Origin of the sequence: Methylobacterium guangdongense, assembly GCF_038442355.1 — a bacterium.
GTDB classification, from domain to species: Bacteria; Pseudomonadota; Alphaproteobacteria; order Rhizobiales; family Beijerinckiaceae; genus Methylobacterium; species Methylobacterium guangdongense.
The window spans coordinates 16,220-35,772 of record NZ_JBBXMX010000024.1 but is presented as its reverse complement, the minus strand read 5'-3'; the positions used below and the strand labels follow the sequence as shown (position 1 = coordinate 35,772).

22 protein-coding genes and 3 pseudogenes are annotated in these 19,553 nt (G+C 64.8%); 17 read left to right on the top strand and 8 right to left on the bottom strand.

The genetic code is table 11. The annotated features are described in order from the left end of the window. Nucleotides 1-2 precede the first annotated feature (2 nt). The 8 genes from AAHG09_RS27530 (at nucleotide 3) to AAHG09_RS27495 (ending at nucleotide 4,680) form a co-directional block, all read left to right on the top strand. Complete coding sequence (locus AAHG09_RS27530; RefSeq protein WP_342110804.1) at nucleotides 3-536, top strand: SRPBCC family protein; 534 nt, start codon at nucleotides 3-5, stop codon at nucleotides 534-536. 38 nt (nucleotides 537-574) lie between these two features. Next, a complete protein-coding gene (locus AAHG09_RS27525; protein ID WP_412760099.1) occupies nucleotides 575-1,552 on the top strand; it encodes a YncE family protein in 978 nt (325 codons plus the stop codon). Next, nucleotides 1,549-2,076: an MxaH protein gene (locus tag AAHG09_RS27520; protein ID WP_342110800.1), complete on the top strand. Its 528-nt coding sequence runs from the start codon at nucleotides 1,549-1,551 to the stop codon at nucleotides 2,074-2,076. The genes AAHG09_RS27525 and AAHG09_RS27520 overlap by 4 nt, the downstream gene beginning before the upstream one ends. Then, entirely contained in the window at nucleotides 2,073-2,762 is a 690-nt protein-coding gene (locus tag AAHG09_RS27515) for a response regulator transcription factor (RefSeq protein ID WP_342110798.1), read from the top strand. Before AAHG09_RS27520 ends, AAHG09_RS27515 begins: the two co-directional genes overlap by 4 nt. A gap of 323 nt (nucleotides 2,763-3,085) precedes the next feature. Continuing rightward, on the top strand, nucleotides 3,086-3,277 hold the full coding sequence (locus AAHG09_RS27510) for a hypothetical protein (protein ID WP_342110796.1): 192 nt from the start codon (nucleotides 3,086-3,088) through the stop codon (nucleotides 3,275-3,277). A gap of 61 nt (nucleotides 3,278-3,338) precedes the next feature. Then, complete coding sequence (locus AAHG09_RS27505; RefSeq protein WP_342110794.1) at nucleotides 3,339-3,830, top strand: hypothetical protein; 492 nt, start codon at nucleotides 3,339-3,341, stop codon at nucleotides 3,828-3,830. Continuing rightward, nucleotides 3,827-4,297, top strand: coding sequence for a hypothetical protein (locus AAHG09_RS27500; RefSeq protein WP_342110792.1), 471 nt, complete (start codon nucleotides 3,827-3,829; stop codon nucleotides 4,295-4,297). The genes AAHG09_RS27505 and AAHG09_RS27500 overlap by 4 nt, the downstream gene beginning before the upstream one ends. Before the next feature lie 29 nt (nucleotides 4,298-4,326). Continuing rightward, nucleotides 4,327-4,680, top strand: coding sequence for a hypothetical protein (locus tag AAHG09_RS27495; RefSeq protein ID WP_342110790.1), 354 nt, complete (start codon nucleotides 4,327-4,329; stop codon nucleotides 4,678-4,680). Between the two features lie 241 nt (nucleotides 4,681-4,921). On the opposite strand, the gene AAHG09_RS27490 is transcribed toward AAHG09_RS27495, so the two are convergent. Beyond that, a complete protein-coding gene (locus tag AAHG09_RS27490) occupies nucleotides 4,922-5,623 on the bottom strand; it encodes a response regulator transcription factor (protein ID WP_342110788.1) in 702 nt (233 codons plus the stop codon). A 395-nt stretch (nucleotides 5,624-6,018) separates the two neighbouring features. Between AAHG09_RS27490 and AAHG09_RS27485 the strand changes: the two are divergent. After that, nucleotides 6,019-6,239, top strand: a pseudogene (locus AAHG09_RS27485) (transposase); the annotation flags it as partial. Between the two features lie 292 nt (nucleotides 6,240-6,531). Here the strand turns inward: AAHG09_RS27485 and AAHG09_RS27480 are convergent. After that, entirely contained in the window at nucleotides 6,532-9,216 is a 2,685-nt protein-coding gene (locus tag AAHG09_RS27480; protein WP_342110786.1) for an MHYT domain-containing protein, read from the bottom strand. 473 nt (nucleotides 9,217-9,689) lie between these two features. Here AAHG09_RS27480 and AAHG09_RS27475 point away from each other — a divergent pair, with 473 nt between their 5' ends. Both AAHG09_RS27475 and AAHG09_RS27470 read left to right on the top strand, forming a co-directional pair. Next, the gene (locus AAHG09_RS27475; protein ID WP_342110784.1) at nucleotides 9,690-10,184 is read left to right on the top strand and encodes a hypothetical protein; all 495 of its coding nucleotides are present in this window, start codon (nucleotides 9,690-9,692) and stop codon (nucleotides 10,182-10,184) included. Nucleotides 10,185-10,186: 2 nt separating this feature from the next. Next, entirely contained in the window at nucleotides 10,187-10,627 is a 441-nt protein-coding gene (locus AAHG09_RS27470) for a DUF421 domain-containing protein (protein ID WP_132368816.1), read from the top strand. Nucleotides 10,628-11,059: 432 nt separating this feature from the next. Here AAHG09_RS27470 and AAHG09_RS27465 read toward each other — a convergent pair whose 3' ends face one another. Beyond that, the gene (locus AAHG09_RS27465) at nucleotides 11,060-12,265 is read right to left on the bottom strand and encodes an L-dopachrome tautomerase-related protein (protein ID WP_342110778.1); all 1,206 of its coding nucleotides are present in this window, start codon (nucleotides 12,263-12,265) and stop codon (nucleotides 11,060-11,062) included. Nucleotides 12,266-12,571: 306 nt separating this feature from the next. Here AAHG09_RS27465 and AAHG09_RS27460 point away from each other — a divergent pair, with 306 nt between their 5' ends. Beyond that, nucleotides 12,572-13,270, top strand: coding sequence for a glutathione S-transferase family protein (locus tag AAHG09_RS27460; RefSeq protein ID WP_342110776.1), 699 nt, complete (start codon nucleotides 12,572-12,574; stop codon nucleotides 13,268-13,270). A 180-nt stretch (nucleotides 13,271-13,450) separates the two neighbouring features. On the opposite strand, the gene AAHG09_RS27455 is transcribed toward AAHG09_RS27460, so the two are convergent. From AAHG09_RS27455 to AAHG09_RS27440, 4 genes and pseudogenes are all read right to left on the bottom strand, one after another. Beyond that, nucleotides 13,451-14,089, bottom strand: a complete 639-nt coding sequence (locus AAHG09_RS27455; protein ID WP_342110774.1) for a glutathione S-transferase family protein — start codon at nucleotides 14,087-14,089, stop codon at nucleotides 13,451-13,453. Nucleotides 14,090-14,498: 409 nt separating this feature from the next. Further along, a pseudogene (locus AAHG09_RS27450) lies at nucleotides 14,499-15,936 on the bottom strand (IS1182 family transposase). A gap of 276 nt (nucleotides 15,937-16,212) precedes the next feature. Next, nucleotides 16,213-16,302 (bottom strand): hypothetical protein, encoded by a 90-nt coding sequence (locus tag AAHG09_RS27445; protein WP_342110772.1) that lies wholly within the window; start codon nucleotides 16,300-16,302, stop codon nucleotides 16,213-16,215. A gap of 35 nt (nucleotides 16,303-16,337) precedes the next feature. Beyond that, complete coding sequence (locus AAHG09_RS27440; protein WP_342110770.1) at nucleotides 16,338-17,078, bottom strand: response regulator; 741 nt, start codon at nucleotides 17,076-17,078, stop codon at nucleotides 16,338-16,340. Here AAHG09_RS27440 and AAHG09_RS27435 point away from each other — a divergent pair. Further along, nucleotides 17,079-17,282 (top strand): annotated as a pseudogene (locus AAHG09_RS27435) (LuxR C-terminal-related transcriptional regulator); the annotation flags it as partial. A gap of 39 nt (nucleotides 17,283-17,321) precedes the next feature. Here AAHG09_RS27435 and AAHG09_RS27430 read toward each other — a convergent pair. Continuing rightward, the gene (locus AAHG09_RS27430; protein ID WP_342110768.1) at nucleotides 17,322-17,627 is read right to left on the bottom strand and encodes a hypothetical protein; all 306 of its coding nucleotides are present in this window, start codon (nucleotides 17,625-17,627) and stop codon (nucleotides 17,322-17,324) included. Between the two features lie 187 nt (nucleotides 17,628-17,814). Between AAHG09_RS27430 and AAHG09_RS27425 the strand changes: the two genes are divergently transcribed. The 4 genes from AAHG09_RS27425 to AAHG09_RS27410 all read left to right on the top strand — a co-directional run bounded on the left by AAHG09_RS27425 (nucleotide 17,815) and on the right by AAHG09_RS27410 (nucleotide 19,550). Next, a complete protein-coding gene (locus AAHG09_RS27425; RefSeq protein WP_342110766.1) occupies nucleotides 17,815-18,015 on the top strand; it encodes a hypothetical protein in 201 nt (66 codons plus the stop codon). 236 nt (nucleotides 18,016-18,251) lie between these two features. Next, nucleotides 18,252-18,578 carry a hypothetical protein gene (locus AAHG09_RS27420; protein WP_342110764.1) on the top strand — a complete coding sequence of 109 codons (327 nt, stop codon included), beginning with the start codon at nucleotides 18,252-18,254 and terminating at the stop codon, nucleotides 18,576-18,578. Between the two features lie 41 nt (nucleotides 18,579-18,619). After that, nucleotides 18,620-18,919 carry a DUF2171 domain-containing protein gene (locus tag AAHG09_RS27415; protein ID WP_342110762.1) on the top strand — a complete coding sequence of 100 codons (300 nt, stop codon included), beginning with the start codon at nucleotides 18,620-18,622 and terminating at the stop codon, nucleotides 18,917-18,919. A 223-nt stretch (nucleotides 18,920-19,142) separates the two neighbouring features. Next, nucleotides 19,143-19,550, top strand: coding sequence for a hypothetical protein (locus AAHG09_RS27410; protein WP_342110760.1), 408 nt, complete (start codon nucleotides 19,143-19,145; stop codon nucleotides 19,548-19,550). Nucleotides 19,551-19,553 lie beyond the last annotated feature (3 nt).

Sequence of the window (19,553 nt, the reverse complement as noted above, 5' to 3'; positions counted from 1 at the left end):
CCATGCGTCGTACCGTCCCCGCCCTGCTGTTCGTCCTCGCGGCCGGCGCTGCCCTGGCTCATGGGCCGACCCCGCAGAAGGTCGATCAGACGGTCACGATTCACGCCAGTCCGGACGCGGTCTGGAAGGTCGTCGGCCCGTTCGGCGGCATCGGCGCCTGGCATCCGGACGTCGCGAAGGTCGAGGCGACCGGTGGCGACGCCGAGGGCGGCGTCCGCAAGGTCACGCTCAAGAAGGGTGGCACGCTGGTTGAAGGGCTCGACGAATGGAAGGGCCCCGAGCACACCTATTCCTACCGGATGTCCGATCCCGATCTGAAGGCTCTGCCGGTCTCGTCGTATTCCGCCACCCTCACGGTGACGCCGGACGGCGACGGCTCGAAGGTCGAGTGGATGGGCCGCTTCTATCGCGGCGACACCGGCAACGAGCCGCCCGAGGAGCTCTCCGACGCCGCCGGCCGGGAGGCGATGAACCGCTACTTCGCCGACGGGCTGAAGGGCCTGAAGGCCAAGGTGGAGGGCGGGGCGACGCAATGAACGCCGCCGGGACCATCAGACGGGGATTTGTCCAGCGGATGCGTCGGTGCGCCATGCTGGCGATCGGGCTGATCGCCGTGTCGGGGCCCCTTGGATTCGCCGGGGCGCAGGATCTGGCGGTGGTGAGCCAGCAGGGGGCGCGGGTCTCGCGGATCGCGGCCGGCGCCGTCACGGCCGCTCTGGCTGTGACGGCGTCCCCGGCCGTCGTGGCCGCGGATGCGAGCGGACGCCTCTACATCAGCCATCCGGACGGGCACGCGATCACAGTGGTCGCACCGGACGGATCGGCACGCCACCTGCCCTTCGCCGGCCAGGCCTTCGGGCTGGCGGTCGAGCCGGACGGGCGGGCGATCTATGTCGGCGACTGGTCGGGCAACCGGGTCGTGCGCATCGCGCCTTCGGACGGGGCGGTCGAGGGTGAAGTCGCCGTCGGGCGCGATCCCGCCCACCTCACCCTCGGAGAAGACGGGCGGCTCTACGTCGCCGAGCGGGAGAGCCGTTCCGTCGGCGTGATCGATACACGCCGGATGGTGCGCGTCGCCGCCCTGTCGGTCGGGGACGGACCGTTCGCACTCGCCTACGATCCGATCCGTCGGCGGCTCTACGTCGCCAATGTCCGCAGCAACGACATGACGGTGATCGACACGGCCGGAGGCCGGATCCTGGCGACCGTGCCGGCCGGGCCGAGCCCGTACGGGGTCGCCATCAGTGCGGATGGGGCCCGGATCGTCGTCACCGACCAGCATGCCGCTTCCGTCTCGGTGATCGATGCCGACGCCCTCTCGATCACGGCGACCGTTCCGGTCGGCAAATACCCGGAGGGCGTAGTGATCCGGGGGGATCGCGCCTACGTCGCCAACTGGTTCTCGGACGACATAGCGATCGTCGATCTGACGAGCCTGACTACTGTCGGTCGTATCCCGGTCGCCGAAGGTCCGCGTTCGATCGTGGCGGTGCCCCCTGCGGCAGCCGCCTCGACGCTGGCTGGTCGGGCTACGCCAGGAATAGCGCGATGAGACCGATGCTCGTCATCCTCGCCATGCTGACGGTGTCGGCCTGCGATCGCGGCGGCGGGGCAGACACGGCGGATCAGGCGGTGGTGGCCCGCACTTCGGAGAGCGAACTGCCGGCTTGGCTCGCGCCCACTGACGGCACCGATCCTGCCCGATGGCTTGCGGGCCGCGAGGCCGGTCACCCCCTGCCGGCCGACGCTGGGCCGGTGCGGTCGATGCGCACGGCCCTGAATGCTGCTGCGAGCGGGTTCATCGAAGATCCGCGCATGATCGCCAACCGCACGGTCCAACTCGGACAGATGCTGGCGGAGGTCGGCAAGGGCGAGCGCTATGGCGCCTTGATCGACGGGCTCGGACGGATCGCAGCCCGGCACGGTCGGCACAAACGCCTCTACGGCGAGATGTGCCAACACTACTTCAACACGCGCAATCGTGGGCTCGACCACGATGCGGCCTTGGCCGATCTCGCCGCGCACGACGTCCAGCCGATCGATGAGAGCCGAAGCGAGAACAGGAGGGCGCCATGACCCCGGTGATGGAGAGGCCTTCGCATACCAAGCGGGCCCCTTCGCTCAAGCATGACGCGCTCCTCGTCATCGACGATCACCCGGTCATCTCCGAGGGATTCCGCCGGCTCGCGGGCAAGATTGGCATCGCGCATGTGCTGGAGGCGGGTGACATCGCCACCGGCTACGCGGCATTCCACAATCATAGGCCGCAACTAGTCGTGACCGATCTGTACTTCGAGGACGACGGCCTATCCGGCTTGACCTTGATCCGCCAGATGCGCGCCGCCAATCCCGCATCGCGGATACTGGTGTTCAGCGAAACGGACGATCCCGTCATCGTCGCGCACGCGCTCAAGGTCGGTGCGCGCGGCTTCGCCCTCAAGCACGCGCCCATCGCGACGCTGCTGGAAGCGCTCGCGACCGTTCAGGCCGGGCGCGGATACCTGCCGCACGACATCGCGACAAAAATCGCGATGCTGGACGCTCGCGACCATGTGGATCCGCTTGGGAGCCTGACCGCAAGAGAATTGCAGATCTTATCGCTGATCGGACGGGGTAAATCCAATAAGGATATCGTCGCGATTTTGCCGATCAAATACCGCAGCCTCATCAGTGTGATGTCGACCATTCGCGTGAAGCTTGGCGCTGAAAGCTTGGTTGATCTCATTCAGGTCGCCCATTCGCATATCGATGTGAGGACCTAAGCGACCGATCGGTTTCGCCCGACATTTCCCTTCGCCCAGCCGAGTCCGATCGGATGGAGTTCACCCCGCCAACATCCGGATCCACGGTGTCAAGACGCGAACACAGGACGTCTCGACAGTGCAAAGCTGGGTTTGTCGCCGGATCGTCACGGTGTCTGCCTCTGTACAAGTGCTCGACACCACATGAATGTCATATCGATAAGCGAGGTAGACCAGTGAAAAGTTTTATAGCCACTACATTAGCTTCATCCATTCTTTTGATTGGTCCGGCGTGGGCCCGTCTAAAGATAGACGATCTGGCATCATCCTGGCCGCGGGCTTCGATGTCCGACAAGATCGATTTCACGAACCGCATGGGCAAGGCGATGAGTACGCTGTCACCCGACCTGACACGAGAATACTTCATGCGCTGTCTGGAGGAGATCGCCAATGTTGGCGATACGAAGCAGCTGACGTTGAGCGACATGGTTCGCACATGCGTATCGCTGCAGGGTGCCTCACCATCCGATGATTAATAGCCGGTCAGGCCGTCGCCGGGCGCGCGGCGGCGAAGTGGGCGAACCGGCACACTCCGCCGTGAAACGCGTCCTGTTCGCCGCGATCGCCGCGACCGCGATCCTCGCAGTGCCGATCATCGCATCGTTGGTCAGGTCCGACCGGTCCGGCCCGGAAATGGTCGCCGCGCCGGCCCAGCGCTTGATCGCTGGGCCACGGACATCGGCCTCGTTCCTGTACTGCGAATTCAACAACTTCGCGGATCAGACCCCGTTCGTCGGGTTCTACTTCCGAGTCGAGGGTATTCCGTCCGCGCTGGCTGTCTCGCTGCTCTTCCAACGCGAACGGGACGGAAGCCAAACTAATTTCGGCGGCCAGGACGGGCCATCGCCACAGTGGGCCTTCGACGGTTCCTCCAGCCCGCCTGCGATTCACGCCCCGGAAGGGGACATGCAGATCAACCTCTACGGCTACGATCCGCGTGAGCCGGGCAAGATCTGGTTCGAGGCCGGACTGCGCAGCATCCGCTACAAGAACCTCGGCGGCCGCTGCCGCCAGGGGGGCGGGGCATGAGGCTGGCCGCCGTAGCCAAGGCGCGGGCTCATGGGCGGGCAGGCCTGTCGTCCGTTTTGCGATCGCCGGCTGGCGGTGCAATCACCCTTTGCCTGCTCGTCGGGGCCGTCCCCGCTGCGGAGGCCCAGCCTGCCCGCGCCCAAAACATTGTCGACGGCTCGGATGCGACCGTCGGGCAGGCGCAGGTACAGGCCATCCTCGACGCGGTCGGCCGGGCGTTGCCCAGCACAGACGCCAGAGTGACGGAGCTTCGGCGGGGCCGGCAAGGTGCAATCTGTGGCGCCGTCGAGGTCCGGAACCGCATGGGCAACTATACCGGCGCGCGCCCGTTCGTCTTCGACCCGGAGTCGCGCATCTTCGGCCGGCTCCCCGAGGATCCGGAACTGCGCAACCCGGCGAGCATGGCGGACTTCACCGCCATGGAGCAGGCCCGGACACGCTACCTACAGAACTGCATCGACCGGTGACTCGGATGCCGGGCTAGAAGGAACATTTCATGCACCGCCACGCCCTTCTCTGGGTCGTTATCCTCTGTCTCGGCGCAGTCACTCCGCGGGCCGAAGAGATGCCGGACATCCCTGCCCCCAAGCGCAACGCCGCGAAACTCGCCGGGTTGGTCGGCTTCGTGAATCTGCACTGCGACAAGCTCCGGACCAACCAGGACCGCTTCAAGGGGGCGATACAGGCGATGGGTGTCGATCCGGCCGAACTGGACCGCGACATCCTGATGCTCCAAGCGAGATCCTATCTGGCCGCTTACCAGAAAGATATCTCAGGTAGCTGCAAGCGGGCTCAAGATCTGTTCGGCCAGAGCGGTACGATCATCCCTGGCGTATTTTCCCCACGGTGACCGAGCCATCAGGTCGGCGGCATTCTCGATCGCCAGCCATCGCCGCCGTGCGTACGGTTGCACGCGATCTGGAGTGCCGCTGCATGCTCGATCCCAGATCAGCAGTGTCTGCACGTCGGTTCGAGGCTGTTTCGCTGCGCACACGAACGGCGCCGTTGTCAGCTGTGGCCGCTGGCGAGGTCCGTCAAGCTGGGGGCATCGAGCGAGCCTCTTAGTACAATCAGATCTCGCCCCCCCTGTGTCAGCGGTAGTTGAGACCGCGCCGCTCCAGCAAGAAGCCTTTGCCTCGAACTGTGGCGAGGCATAGACCACCGTGACGCATAAGGTCAGTCATCTTCGAGCGAAGGTAACCGATGTAGACGTCGACCACGTTCAGCGAAGACCCACCGTGATCTGCCCAGAGCCGATCATAGATTTCTGTCCTGGAGAGGGGCCGATCGACGTTCCTCATCAGCAGCGCCAGAAGGTCGGCTTCACGAGAGGTCAGTTTGATGGTCGACGCGCCGCAATTCGCGCGGCCGGTATCCAAGTCGAGTACGAGTTTGCCAATTGTGACGCGCGAGCGCGCGGCCTCGGCATGCTCACGGCGCAACAACTGGGTGCGTAGGCGCGCCAACAGCTCATCGAAGACGAACGGCTTGACGATGTAGTCGTCAGCCCCGAGCGCAAGCCCCTCGGCTCGGTCATTGACTTCATCACGGGCAGACAGAAACAGGATCGGACCTGAGAACCCGTCCGCCCGCAGAGATCGGCAAACGTCGTGACCTGAGCCATCCGATAGGGTGATGTCGAGGATCACGGCCCCGGGAGCCGGGCCATGCGCTGCCTTCAGCGCTTCGTCGACGCGCGCGGCGGTGCCTATCTCGAAGCCCTCCGCCATGAGGCCTCGCGCCAGGAGGTTTTGAATATCGCCATCGTCCTCAACGATCAGGATCAAGGTCATTGAACGGATGTTCTCGAGCTTCAAATTTTGGGTTGAGCCTGGTGTTCTCAGCCACGCCCGGACATTTCTTTCGAGGATTGGCGCATCTTCCCACTCAAAAGTCCAGAATACAGGCATCAATATGAAGCGCTACTGTGATATTGCGGATATATTAGGACAATTTTGCAAATTATTTAGGGGCATTCGCTACCCGACTGGCGTTATTTTCAATAATAATATTATTATGATAAAATAATCATATGGTATGAGTGGATGTCATTCGTCAAGCGATTTGAAAGGGCTTTCACTGTTTGGGAGCAGAGGCTCCAGACCATGCCGCGCGTGAGCCAAATGAAAGCATTGTATTGCCTATAGTTTTGTGCCTCCGGGCCGCGGCTTGCAAAGTGGAGGCTGCAATAGCAAACCTGTTCCGGCTCTCGTATGAGCATTGGGCGGTGATCGAGCCGTCTATGCCCAAGGATCAGCCCGGCCCCGAGCGAAAGGACGGCCGGCAGATCATCTAGGCATCTTGCATGTTCTCATGTCGGGCTGCTGCTAGCGCGATTGCCCCACCGACTACGGCCCGCGCACCGCGATCTACAACCGCTTCAACCGCTGGTCGCGGCGCGGCTTCTGGAGCCCGGACCGACGACGGACGTGGCAGTGTCGTGATCTCAGACTGGCAGACCGCTCCTTCCGCAGACGAACTGCGTCGTGGGGTTTGTCTGCTTTGGAGAAGTAGGAGGAAGATGCTGAATGACCGGGTTGGGCGCAAAGCCGAGCGGCCGGTTTTGCGCGGCCTGGCGATCTAGCTTGGCGTAGTCTGGCCGAAAGCTGCCGGTCCGCTTCGGAGTTAGTCTGCCGCAACAGCAGACCGCGACGTGGTCCGACGAGGCCTATCCCAGATAAGTCCCAGCGCTAAGAATGGCTCATTCGCCAATCACCGTGGGCAAGGTCAGCAGCCGCAGCCGCTCGACCAAATCGCTTGAGCTGAGATCGCCGGCATTCAGGACTTGGCTCGCCCCACGCAGCGCCAAACGGTCCTCCGCTGACAGCGTCCGCCCCGTCAGCACCATGACGGGAGTCGCGGCGCAGCCGGGCAGTTCGCGGAACCGCCTCAGGAAGGTAAAGCCGTCCATGACCGGCATGTTCAGGTCCAGCACAGCGACCTGGGGCGGTGTGGAAGCCGCACTGCGAAGGGCCTGCTCGCCGTCCTCCGCCTCCGCGACGCTCCACCCGTCGTCTTCGAGGCTCTGCCGCATCGACAGGCGCGCGATGGGATCGTCCTCGACGATCAGGACGGCACCGCGGGTGTTCGTCCCCGAGGATCGATAGCGATCCATGACCCCGCTGAACCGCGTCCAGTCCACAGGTTTCAGCATGTAATCGGCCGCGCCGAGCGAGGCCGCGAGATTGCGTTGGTCTACCGCGGTCACCATGACCACGGGGATCGCGCACAGCTCTGGGTCGGCCTTGATCTGGCTCAGCACCGACCAGCCGTCCACGCCGGGCATCATCACGTCGAGCAGGATGGCGCGCGGTCGGAGCCGGCGAGTGAGGTCCAGTCCGGTCTGACCATCGGCAGCGACCCGCACCCGGAAGCCCTCGCGGCGCAGGAAGCGCGTCATGAGTTCGCGCTGGGCCGCGTCGTCGTCGATGACGAGGATCAGTTCTCCGCTCGTCCCCGCATCGACCGCATCGTCCGCGATCTCGATCGGCTGCGGCTCAGCTCGGCTGTCTGGGGGCCTGACGTAGGTCGTGGGCAGGGTCAAGGTGAAGGTCGAGCCCGCACCGCTGCGGCTGGCGACGGATACGGTGCCGCCCAGCATCTCCGAGAAGGCCTTCGTCAAAGCCAGCCCGAGCCCCGTCCCGCCGAACCTGCGCGTGGTCGAGCTGTCCGCCTGCTCGAAGCGCTGGAACAGGCGCGCGGTCTGCTCGTCCGTCATGCCGATGCCGGTGTCCGATATGGCGAAGACCAACCGATCGCCCTCCGGATGATCCACCTCTCGTCGGGCCGCAAGGTGGATCTGTCCGCCCTCTGTGAATTTGGCGGCGTTCGATAAAAAGTTGAGAAGGATCTGGCGGGTCTTCGTCAGATCCGAGTGCATGTCGCCGAGATCAGCCGCGAGTTCGAGCGTGAGCGTGTTCCTCTTCTTGGTCATCAGGCTGGCGACCGTGGCAGCCAGATCCCGCAGCATCGGTTCGACCGCGAAGCTTTCGGCGTAGACCTCCATCTTGCCGCTCTCGATCTTGGACAAGTCGAGCACGTCGTTGATGAGGCCCAGAAGATGGCGTGCGTTGCCCTCGATCTTGCCGATGTCGCTGGCGATCGCGTCCGCCTCGGCGCCGTCCTCAACCTCTTCGATCAGCATCTCCGCGTAGCCGATGATGGCCGAGAGCGGCGTGCGCAGTTCGTGGCTCATGTTGGCCAGAAACTCACTCTTGGCACGGTTGGCGGCCTCAGCGGCGGCTTGTGCCTCCTCGGCCGCGTCGCGCGCATCGCGCAGCGCCGCCTCGTGCGCGTGCCGTTCCGTGATGTCCTCGTGCACGCCCACCCACTCGCGCACCGCCCCACCCTCGTCGCGCACCGGCATCGCGCGGGCGAGGAAGTACCGCCAAGTTCCATCGGCGACGCGCACGCGATGCTCCACCGCGTAGGGCGCGCCCGTCCGCACCGCCTCCGCCCAAGCCGCCGCAGTCGCAAGCACGTCGTCGGGGTGGACGACGTGGGTCCAACCGTCCCCGCGCATCTCGGCGAAGGTCTGTCCGGTCAGGGCGGCCCAGGCGGGCTGATCCTCCTCGAAGGCCCCTTGGGCGCCGGTGGTCCACATCACTCCGTTGACGGCCTGCACGGCGGCGCGGAAGCGCTCTTCGCTGCGGTGTAGTCGCCGCTGCACCCGGCGCTGATCGAGTGAGGCTGCCAGCATGCCCAGGAGCAGGATCAGGAACGTCGCCGCGGCGACGGCGAGGGCGAGGTTCTGCTGACTGTCGCTGAGTGTCACGGTGTGTGCGGCATGGGCGCCGGCCTCCTCGGCGGTGAAGGTCGCCGCGGCCATGCCGGTGTAGTGCATGCCGGCCACCGCCAAGCCCATGACGCAGGCAGCGGCCAGCTTCTGCCAAGGGCGGCTGCGGCGGAACGCCAGCCAGAGCGCGGCCGTAGCGGCCAGAACGGCGATCGCCACTGATAGGACGACGATGGCCGGGGCGTAGGCGAGATTGCCCGGCACGTGCATCGCCGCCATGCCGACGTAGTGCATGCCCGCCACGCCGAGGCCCATCAACGGTCCGGCGACGGCCAACGCTCCCGCACCAGTGCCCTGTAAGACGACCCAGGCGAAAGCCGCGCCGGTCACGCCGATGGCGAGGGCGAGCGAGAGGAGCGTGAGCCCGAGATCGTAGGCGGCGGGCAGGCCCATCTCGAATGCGAGCATGCCGACGAAGTGCATCGCCCAGATGCCGCCACCCATGGCGACGGCTGCACCGCCGACCCAAGCCCAGCGTGGCCCAGCCCTACCCGGCACCCTCGCGGCGAGGTCGAGGGCGGTGTAGGCGGCGAAGACCGCGATGGCGATCGAGAGGGCGACGAGGAGCGGGTTATAACCGGTGTGGATCATAGGCGGGCTCACACACGGGTTCGGGCCATCCCCAGGTAGCGTCTACGAGCATCCCGCCGAGCGGACGTGCGCTCGACACCTCTACAGATATCTCAATGCGTCTGCGCGAGCCTCTGGCGGCATGGCGCAAACGTGATCGCCAACGCAGCACGCGCGCTTAGGATGCTCTGTCGCCGCAAATGCCCGTCCTGTTTGACGACAGCTAGGCGCTTGGATGATCGAGAGCCCTGAGGGCTGAGGCGCACCTTGGCTTCGGCACAGATCTGCAGCAAAGCCTTAGCCGACGCGTCCGTTCGCGGTGCTCAGCGAGTTGCCGCGGCCCGGAAAACGGTCACGCTTATGATGGCTGCTGAACGGCTCGGTTCAGCACCGATTGTTCGGTATGCGCCAGATCCCGCCCCCTGAGTGTTTGCGCGGAAGTAGCCGCACCCGGAAGGACGCACGCCTTGGAAGTCATCCACGACGATCCTCCGATGCCAGTGGAGATCGCGAACGGGTTCTACCCGGCCTTCGAACAGCGCTGGCGATGGGCCGAGATGGCAGGCCGGTTCGCCATGCTCGGCTTCGTGCTGATCTGCGCCGCCGGCCTGCTCGGGCATGGGCCGTTCAGCGAGCGCGCGCTGTCCAACGGTGACGGGTCGATCAGCATCCGGTACGAGCCGGTGGTGCGCTTCGGCGCCCCGACGATCATCAAGTTCGACACGAAGGTTCCCCCGGGGGGCGACAGGGTCGCGGTAACAATCGCCAAGGACCTCGTCGACCAGTTCGGCCTGGAGAGCATCACGCCGCGGCCGGCGACCTGGGAGGCCGCGGGCAGCGGCATCCGCCTCGTCTTCCCGGTCCAAGCCGGCGAGAGCCATGCGCTGATCCGCTTCACCGGGTCTCCGGTTTTCCGCGGCGGGGTGAACCTCACGGCCCGGCTTGATGCCGGCGAGACCCTGTCTTGGTCCCAGTACGCGGTGCCCTGACCATGAACACCGTCGTCAAGGCCGCAGCGGCCTACCTCATCGTGCTGTTCGTCATCCGGCTGATCGGGCGGCGCACGGCCAGCCAGCAGGCACCCATCGACATGGTGGTGCTGTTCCTGTTCGGCGGCCTGAGTGTCAGCGCCATCCTGGGTGACGACCACTCGTTCACGGGTGCGATGAGCGCGCTCTTCACCGTCGGGCTGATGCACGTATCGGTTTCGTGGCTGAAGCTGCGCTTCGTCTGGTTCGAGCGCATCGTCGACGGCACGCCCATCGTGGTCTACCGCGACGGCGACTGGGACGAGACCAACATGCGCCGCCTGCGCATGCAGCAGGCCGATGTGCGCACGGCGGCGCGCCAGCAAGGGCTGGACGACTTGGCGAAGGTCGCGGTCGCCATCGTGGAGCGGGACGGCAAGGTCTCCGTCATCGAGAAGAGCTGACCGGTTCGAGGCAGGCGTGTCGAACAAGCAGACGGGATCGAACCAAGCTAATCCAGTCGCCGATACTGCTGTCGGCGCCTCGCCAAAGCGGCCGTTCATCAGTCGTATGCCCGCTTCGGCTCGGTGTGGAAAGCCGTCTGGCCGGCTATGGAATAAAGCTCGAAGGAAGCAGATGGTGGTTGATCTCGGCGCCGCCGAGAAGGGTGCAAATGCTCCGGGGCCGAGTTGGGACTTCGTTCTTCCCACCTTGCCGCTCCAGGAGAATCGATCACTCAAAGTGGCTGCCGCAAAGCGACGTGTCTTTGCGACGGTGATACAATTGCTCGAATAAAGTTCCAGCGGATGCCGTGCGGCGGGTGTCTCATCGAAAGGAGCCCGCCGCGGCGGTTACTGGGCGGGCTCTTGTGTCGCGATACAGGATCCCGCCTGTCTTCAGCGGGCGGTTCCCGAACCGGTCGACCCTGTGACAGCGGCTTGGTTAGTCTTGATGGCCCACAATTCGGTCGGCAAGCTGATAGGAGCGCCGGGCTTGTAATCCGCCGAATCCTGGATGTGGGACGTCGTCACGTAGATCGTGCCATCGGGCCCTTCGCTAAACGTATCCGGCCAGCGGAGCCTGTCGTCCTGAACCAGCGTGGTCAGACCACCGTCCGGCTTGGTCAGGTCGCGGACCTTCACTGCGTTGTCCTGCGGTGAGGTGACATACATCCGCCCGTCCTTGCGGGCGATCAGTAGCCCGTCGGCCGGTCCGTTCTCGCCGACCGTGGCGATCTTCCCGCTCAGGGTTCTGTCACTCAGCAACTCGGGCACGAATGATGCCGTGGCCCAACCTGTCAGTGCTTCAGTCGGGAGGCTGTAGAGGGTCTTACCCTTGATAGCCTGCCAGTAAAGCGTCTTGCCGTCAGGTGAAAGTGCAATACCGTCGGCGGAGAACTCGACGCCGCGCCCATCGGGGCGACGTAGTGGCTTGCCGTCGTACTGTATGGTCACGCTCTTGTCCGGCATCGTCGAGGGGTGGCCGGACAACACGCGTTTGGCTGAACCGCTGTCGAGATCGACCACGATCAACGCCCCCTCAGCCCCGGAGTCCGTCAGGTAAGCGGTCTTGCCATCGGGCGAGATGCGTACGTCGTTGATGTAAGAGGCCTGCATCACTGTGTTGGTATCGAACGGGATTGTCTTCACGACCTGATTGGTCTTCAAGTCGATACCGACGAGCTTGGCTCCGTCCTTGACCACATGCGCCATCGCCGGTGCGGCGGCGTCGACCACCCAAAGACGATCCTGACCGTCGGCGACGACACTCTGAACGCAGACGAAGTGGGTTTTGGGATCGACCTCGTCCTTTCTAGCATTGCGCCAGCTATTCCAGTCGTCGTTCGGATAAGCGACCGGCTTGCCATCCTTCAACTCGGCAACCGAGACCGGAGCGTCCTCACTCCAACGCGGGAAGTTGACGAACATACGTCCGTCTCGGCTCACGGTGATCCCTGTGACCTGATGCGCGAAGCTCGCGATCTGGGTGAGGTTGCCTTCGTTTGGAGCGCGACTTTGGGCTGCGGCGGGCCCCACCAACACTGCGGTGCTGGACATCAGGACCAGGACCAGACCGAAATGGGCGCTCGCTAAAAGTTTCATAGTGGGCACTCTCTGAGAGGTATGTCAGCCAACTCCTCAGCACGATCTCGGCTCCCCGCCACGGGTAAGCGCTCGCACCGGGTAAACATCGGGCGTATGCCCAGTGCCGGGGTTGCGCATCTTCCCTCACCGCCGCTGGGAACGTCATTTGCGTTTCTCCAAGCGGTCGTTCGCCGGATCTCCGGCACGTTCGGCACGTTCGGCAGGTTGGGGAGCAGGCATGAAGCCAACGTCTGCGTCCCTCTGTTGCCGCTTAGAACCAACCCTACCTGCCGTGACGTCGAAAGCACGCTCTGCTGAGGATTTATGGACAAGCTTACCCTCTACACCTCGCCGTCAGCCTTCCCGAACCCGCAGCGGGTGCGCCTGCTGATGCACGAGAAGGGTATTGCGCAGCATGTCGAGGAACGTGTGCTCGACATGGCACCGGGCGGTGAGCAGCGCGGCTGGCGACATCTCAAGCGCAATCCGTGGGGCGAGACCCCGACCCTTGAACTGCCGGGTGGCGGTTATCTGGCCGAGAGCGTCGCAATCGCGCGCTATCTCGACGAGAGCTTCCCGGGCCGCAAAATCCTGGGCGAAGGCGCATTGGAGCAGGCACAGGACGTGATGTGGAACGACCGGATCTGGGTGCAGATCCTGTACCGGCTCACGACGCTGTTCCACGTGGTCCACCAGGGCCTGGGGCCGAAGCTGGAACTGACTAGCAACCCGCAATGGGGCGAGCATTGCCGTAAGGAGGCGCTCTCTCATACCGGGCTCGTCGACCGACACCTGTCGGACGGGCGAGATTGGATCCTCGGCGGCGAGCACCCAACCTTCGCCGACATCACGCTGTGCACGGCGATCGCGTTCTCAAAGTTCGGTCCTGTCGCGACCCCGCTGGATGAGCGTTACGAGCAGATCGACCGGTTCTGGCAGCGCTGGAAGGCGCGCCCAAGCTTCCGCCTCGCCTATGCGGACGGCGGCGGCCTTGAGGAATTGAGTGAATATCGGCCAGCCTGATTGGCGCATGAACCGGCGCAAGGGTCCGTCTTGCGCCGGGCCGCCAAGCTCAAATGGCGAATCCAAGAACGTGAGGCCGAACCCAACATGGGTGGTCGGCAGGCGTAGTCGCTCACACCAAAGAGCGCGTGTGATCGCGATCACTCCTGGTCTTGCGGGGATCGGTGGCCCCCCGTCCGGTTATGTCTCCCCCCAGATCGCACGAACCCGCTCCACGGCAGGGCGCGCGACCATCCGCTCGTAATGTTTGGCAAGGTGAGGTGGGAGCGCGATACCCTCCTGCGGTGCCCAACGCGTCGCGTAGAATAGCGCGGTATCGCCGATCGTGAGGGTCTCGCCCGCCACGTAGGCCCTCCCGGCCATTTGCCGATCGAGGATGGTCAGAGCCGCGTCGATGATTGCACGCCCCTGTTCCTTCACCGAAGCTTGCCCGAGCTTGAGCGTATGGTGGAGGATGTCCTGGGGCTCGTAGTTCGCCGTCTTGAACAGGCGCCCGAACCCCTGCAGATGCAGCGTGCCGACAGCGTAGTCCATGATCTCGATGCCCTGGCGCTCGGCCTCGGGGTCAGCGGGTATTAGCCCCTTGTCGGGGTTCGTGCGCGCCAGCCACGTGGCGATGGCGCCATACTCGGTCATGACCGTCCCATCGTCGCGCACGAGGGTCGGGACCTTCCCCTTCGGATTGATCGCCGTGAATGGTTCCCGTCCGGTCTCGCCTCCGGCCACATCCATTTTCACACTGTCGTAGGGGATGCCGATCTCCTCCAGCAAGATGTGGATGCCGATCGCGCAGGTATGGGGACCCCAGAAGAACTTCATTGTCCGTTGCTTGTCCTGGATGATTGGGGACGTAGCGGCACTGTCGGGCGGTGTTCCTGCCCCATGCGGTTCAGTCGAGCTGCAACAGGTCAGGAAAGCGAGAGAGCCGCGATCAGGTTCCGGCGTCGATACGGCGGTCCGGTAACTGCCATGCTGTCTACCAGCGTCCGCTTCCCGGCCGCTTCTCGCACGCATTGGACCGCCGGAATGGGCGCCAAGGCGAATGTCTGGTTTTGCGCTCACCGGCGACCTGGCATGGCGTAGTCTGGCCGTAAGCGGAATGGCTGCTTCGGAGCTGGTGGCGCGTAAAAGCGGTCGCGCGGCTTCCGACTGAGGCTGTGTCAAAACGCATTGATCGTGGTCGTCAGCGTCGCTTGGCAGGATGATGACGGCGCCGCGGTGGGCCGCCTCAGGCTCGAATGGCCTGGACGAGCCAGGTTGCGCCGAACAGGCGGATCATCCGCTTCATGTTGTAGGCGAGGATCGCGAGGCTCATCTCGGTTCGCGCGCCTTTCAGGCCCTTCGTCAGGAAGGGCGTGCTGCCCATCCAGGCTTTCAGCGTTCCGAAGACATGCTCGACCGTGGCGCGCCGGATCGCCATGGCGTCCGGCATGGCATCAAGCCGTCTCTGCATGGCCTCCAGAACCGCCTCGTGCTTCCAGCGCTTGAAGCGTTTGAACTTTTTGGTCGTACAGCGCACCCGCATCGCGCAGCCATGACAGGCGTCCAGGTTGCGGTAGTGGTCGATGTCGCCGTGTCGATCGGAGCGCGTTAGACTTCGGCAGCACAGCGCCGGCGGGACAGACGTAGTGATCGGCCGCGGCGTCGTAGACGAAGTCGGCGCGCACGAAGAGCCCCTTCTTGGCTCGACCCGACGTGCCGGCCCGTGGCATGGCCGGCAGGATGCCCGTGCCTTCGCGGGCCAGAACCTCGTCGCCGCTGTAGTAGCCGCGATCGGCCAAGACCACGATCTCCCCCGCGTCGGTCGCTTGCTTGGCCCGATCGCCCATCGGCACGAGCTGGGTGTGGTCGTGACCCTCGTTGACGACCTCATGGGCCACGACGAGATGATGCTCAGGGTCGACGGCGATCTGGACAGTGTAGCCGACGATGCCGGTGCCTCGCCCGCTCGTCGCCATCGAGCGCGCGTCCGGGTCGGTCAGCGAGACCTGTCCGTCGTCTGCGGCCTCTACCTGCGCCTCCATCGCGCGCAGGAAGGCCATCTGGCGGCGTAGGGCGGTGATCTTCTCGCCGATGCGCTGCGTGCGTGCCTCGGGTACGTCGCTGCCCTCCCTATCCGCCCGGTCGAGCGCCGCGAGGTAGCGGGCGATGCTGGCCTCCACCTGTTCCAGGCGCTTGGCGACCTTGGCCACGGTGTAGTTACGGTCCCGGTTGTTGACCGCCTTGAACTTCGACCCGTCCACGGCGACGGTCGCCCCGGCGAAGAGCCGCAGATCCCGGCACAGCACCACGAACTGCCGGCAGGCCGCCCGGATCGCAGGCCCGTTGTCGCGTCTGAAGTTGGCGATCGTCTTGTGATCGGGAGCCAAGCGACCGGTCAGCCCCATCACCTCGATGTTGCGCTGTGCCTCACGCTCAAGTCGCCGGCTCGACGGCACGCGGTTGAGATAGCCGTAGAGGTAGAGCTTCAGAAGCGTGGCCGGGTCATAGGCAGGCCGCCCGGTCGCCGCGGGCTCGGAGCGGGTGAAGCCAAGCGCGCCCAGATCGAGTTCGTCGATGAAGACCTCGATCACCCGAACCGGATTGTCGGCGGTGACGTAGTCATCCAGCGAACTGGGCAGCAACCAGGACTGCCGACGGTCCTGCCCTTCGACGAACCGACCCATGCTGGCCTCCGCAGATGAGGCCGCAAGTCTATCTCGGAAGGGACTTTCGACACAGCCCCGACCCAACTCAGTCATCGGAAGCGCTGTCGGCGTTCCCGCGAAGCGGACGTTCGTTAGCCGTCCGGCAACTTCAGCTCGGGGTGGTGAACCGTCATCGGGCTGCTGCCTGAAAGCTGACGTTCGGCTTCAGCGTCCACCGCGGTTACCTCTGACGTTCACCGGCAGTCGTAGGGCGCGTGGCGGCCCGCCTATTACCTAGGCGCCGGACTGCGTGCCCTAGTCGCCGTCGTGACTGGCGGGAAGCACGCCGCCCGCCGTCGCGATCAGCACAGCTTCGGGCAAGGTGTGAGCGCCGAGCATCTCCATGACGCGGGCCCGGTGAACCTCTACCGTGCGCGGGCTTAAGCCAGCGTCCGGGCGATGGTCTTGTTGGTCCCTCCCGCAAGCAAGCCCTCCAGCACCTCGCGTTCACGAACGGAGAGCGCCGCAATCCGCGCGCGAGCCGCGTCGCGCCCGAGCGCCTGATCGGCGGCGGCGTGGATCTCGGCGAGCGCCGTTCTCACCGCGAACAGCAGTGCTTCCACCGTCCAGGGCGCTTCGAGGAAATCGAACGCTCCTGCCTTCATGGCGCGGACCCCGAAGCCGACATCGCCCCCGCTCGCTCCGACCACGACCACAGGCAGGTGCGAGCGTGCCGCCTTCAGCTCGCTTGCGACAACCAAGCCACCGTCTTCCCTCAGATCGAGTACGACGCAGCCCGGCAGCAGCGAACCCACCATCTTGAGTAGGGCCTGACCGCTCCCAAAGGCTCCCACCTCGTACCCGCCGGCCTGCAGGGCACCGACGAGGACGCGCCGGGCATCGTCACCGACCGCGACCACGTAGGCGCGCAGGCCAGTGTCGATGGTGACGTCCTGTGCGATCCCGCCCGCGGACCGGATGTGCCCGTCAATGCCCGGGATTGGGAAGAAGGTGTCCCGTATGCGGCGCACTGCGTCATCCGAGGCGCGCAAGATGCGATATTTCAATACGAATGTCTCGCCACCGCTCACGCGCGCCAGCGCCTGCTTGGCGGCGTCGCGGTCCTCCGGGTGGACGCTGGCGAGCCAACCCGCGAGGTCCAGCCTGTCTTCGACGGCCATGCCCCAGACGCGCGCGAGATACTGGAGGGTTTGCTCGCGGGCGGCACTAACAAAACCATCGCCCGGACGCTGGGCCTCAGCCCGCGCACGGTGGAGGTTCACCGGGCCCGGGTCATGGAGGTGCTCGGCGCACACACCTAGCCTGAGGCCGTCAGGATCGCGACGACGGCCGGCGTGCATCCCGCCGATCACGACGGCGACTAGGTCGCAGCCCGGCACCTGGGAGAGAACCGGGTCGCGAGATCAGCCTGTCGTGCCGTAAGCCTGCACCTCCGGCACGCTGGTAAAGCCCTCAGCGTCGCGAGCATGCTCCCATACAGGCGGAAGCAGGGTTTGGAGACCCTGCGCGACGCCGTACTGGATCGGCCGAGACTCGGTCATGCTCATCGGAGATCCGGAAGGTGCGCCGTAGAGGAGATCCACGGCATGCCAGAAGGCGGCGCGCTCGGCGGGCGTCAGGCGGCTTAAGGAGATCCGAATCTTGGCCATTGCGGCCGCCGCACAGGCACCAAGGTCTTCGGGCGTGAAAGAAGCGTGGGATCCGTCCATGTCATACCCTCCGCAGATGTCGCGTTGTCCCCGAATTGAGCATGGTGCTGCAGCCCGCAATTCGGATGACTCCTAGGTCAAGGCCCTGAACGACTTGCCCGTCCGGCATCTCACTTAGGATCGATCCGGATGCCGCGGCGGGGCGAGAACCCCATCTGACTTCGACGCGAAGGCAGGGAGGCGCAGCATGGGTGCGAATGGCCTGGATGCGTTCGACAAGACACCGCATGCGACGCGGGCGCGGCTGGCTGACCTGATGCGGCGCGAGGCGATCGGGCCCGGCCAACAGGCGACGTGGCCTGTAGTGGGAGCCGGGCTGCGGACGGTGGTGATCCTGGGTTGCTGGCCCTCGCGGCTCATCTCGGCGCGCAGCGCCCGCTCCGCATAGGCGGCGCCTCTCACGATCGGTGACCTGCGCCGGGGCACATGCATCAGGGCCGCAAAGGCCGGCCCCTAGACGGCTTCATGAGGCCGGTCCGGGTGCAAGTCAGGGGCAAGCACAGAGCCGAACGGCCTCTTGGCTAGCGACAGGCTCGACAGCGGATCATCACAACCTTCCTCTACCCGGAGATAGATAATCCCGATTACATCGGTCGCCTTGCTAGGAGCACCAGTGTCGCGGAAGTGCACACCGAAATTAAAGGGGCGTCTTCCGCGGCATTGGATTTCTATTCGAGATTTGATCTCGCGAACAGTCTGAATGAATATCCGGAGGCGCTATCGATGCAGTCAGAAATTGCACGTGAGATCCTGACATACTTGCGCAGTACGCATCGGCTGCCCGGGGCACGCCTGCGCATCACGACGCTGGATGAACGGTTCGGGACCGACCCCGCCGTTGCGGTGGCGGTCTCGGAACTCGCGCGCATCGGGTATGTCGCCACGCCGGACGCAGACACGGTTGAACTGACCCCGCGTGGATACGAGGCGCTGTTGAGCAACCAGTTCTGATCTCAACGCAAGCAATCGTTCATACAACTGGAGAGTAAAATATGTCGATGAAAGGACAGGATAGCGCGGGAGGTCGTCCACTGCTCGCTCTGATCAACAGGGACATGTCGGTCGTCGATAGCGACGGAACTCGGATTGGAACTGTCGACAAGGTCGAAGGTGGTCACCTCAAGATCTCTCGTGTCGACCAGAAGCCTCGAAACCAGCACCAATACGTCACCCCGGATTGGATCGCTGCCGTGGATGACCGGGTCACACTGAACCGGACATTCGACGAGGCAAAACGCCTTTGGGCGAGCGAGCCCTACGCGAAGCGCCACCACCTTGAGCGCGCGATCTGAAGCCGGCGTCGCGCGGAGTTTTGCCGGCACGGACGTGCCCTCGAGGTCTTCAAGGATGCTGACGGTCCACGCCGAGCCGGACCACGCCCGATCTGCCAGCGCTGCCCGGCGAAGCGGATCAGATCCTGGCTGATCCATCAAGCTCCAGCCCAAAATTCAGGGAGCCCAGCATGAGCGACGGAATCTACGATATCTGTGGGGTGCGGCCGGCCACATCTGTGGGGTGCGGCCGGCCACCATACGGGCTCAGGTGGTCAGCATGCAGCTGGAGCGTGTCCGACGCACGGCACAGGGGCAGGGTGTCGAGCTCGTCACGGACCAGAGCCTCGTCGACCATCTCGCGGCGGCGGGGTTCCGTCCAGAGTTCGGCGCGCGCGAGTTGCGGCGCCTAATCCGCACGGAGCTGGAGACGTTGCTGGCCCGCGCGAAGTTGGCCGACACCGTGCACGAGGGAGACCGCGTTCTGGCCCGCTGGGACGGAAGCCAGCAGACGGTGGTGCTGGAGCCGCAACCGGGTGCAGCCGGGGGCGAGTCCAATCCCGCCGGCAAGCGCTCACACCGTCAGCGCAGCGGGATCGAGGCGGCGCAGACCCCGACCACGCCGGGCGAAAGTCCGACTGCGGCCGAGTAGCGG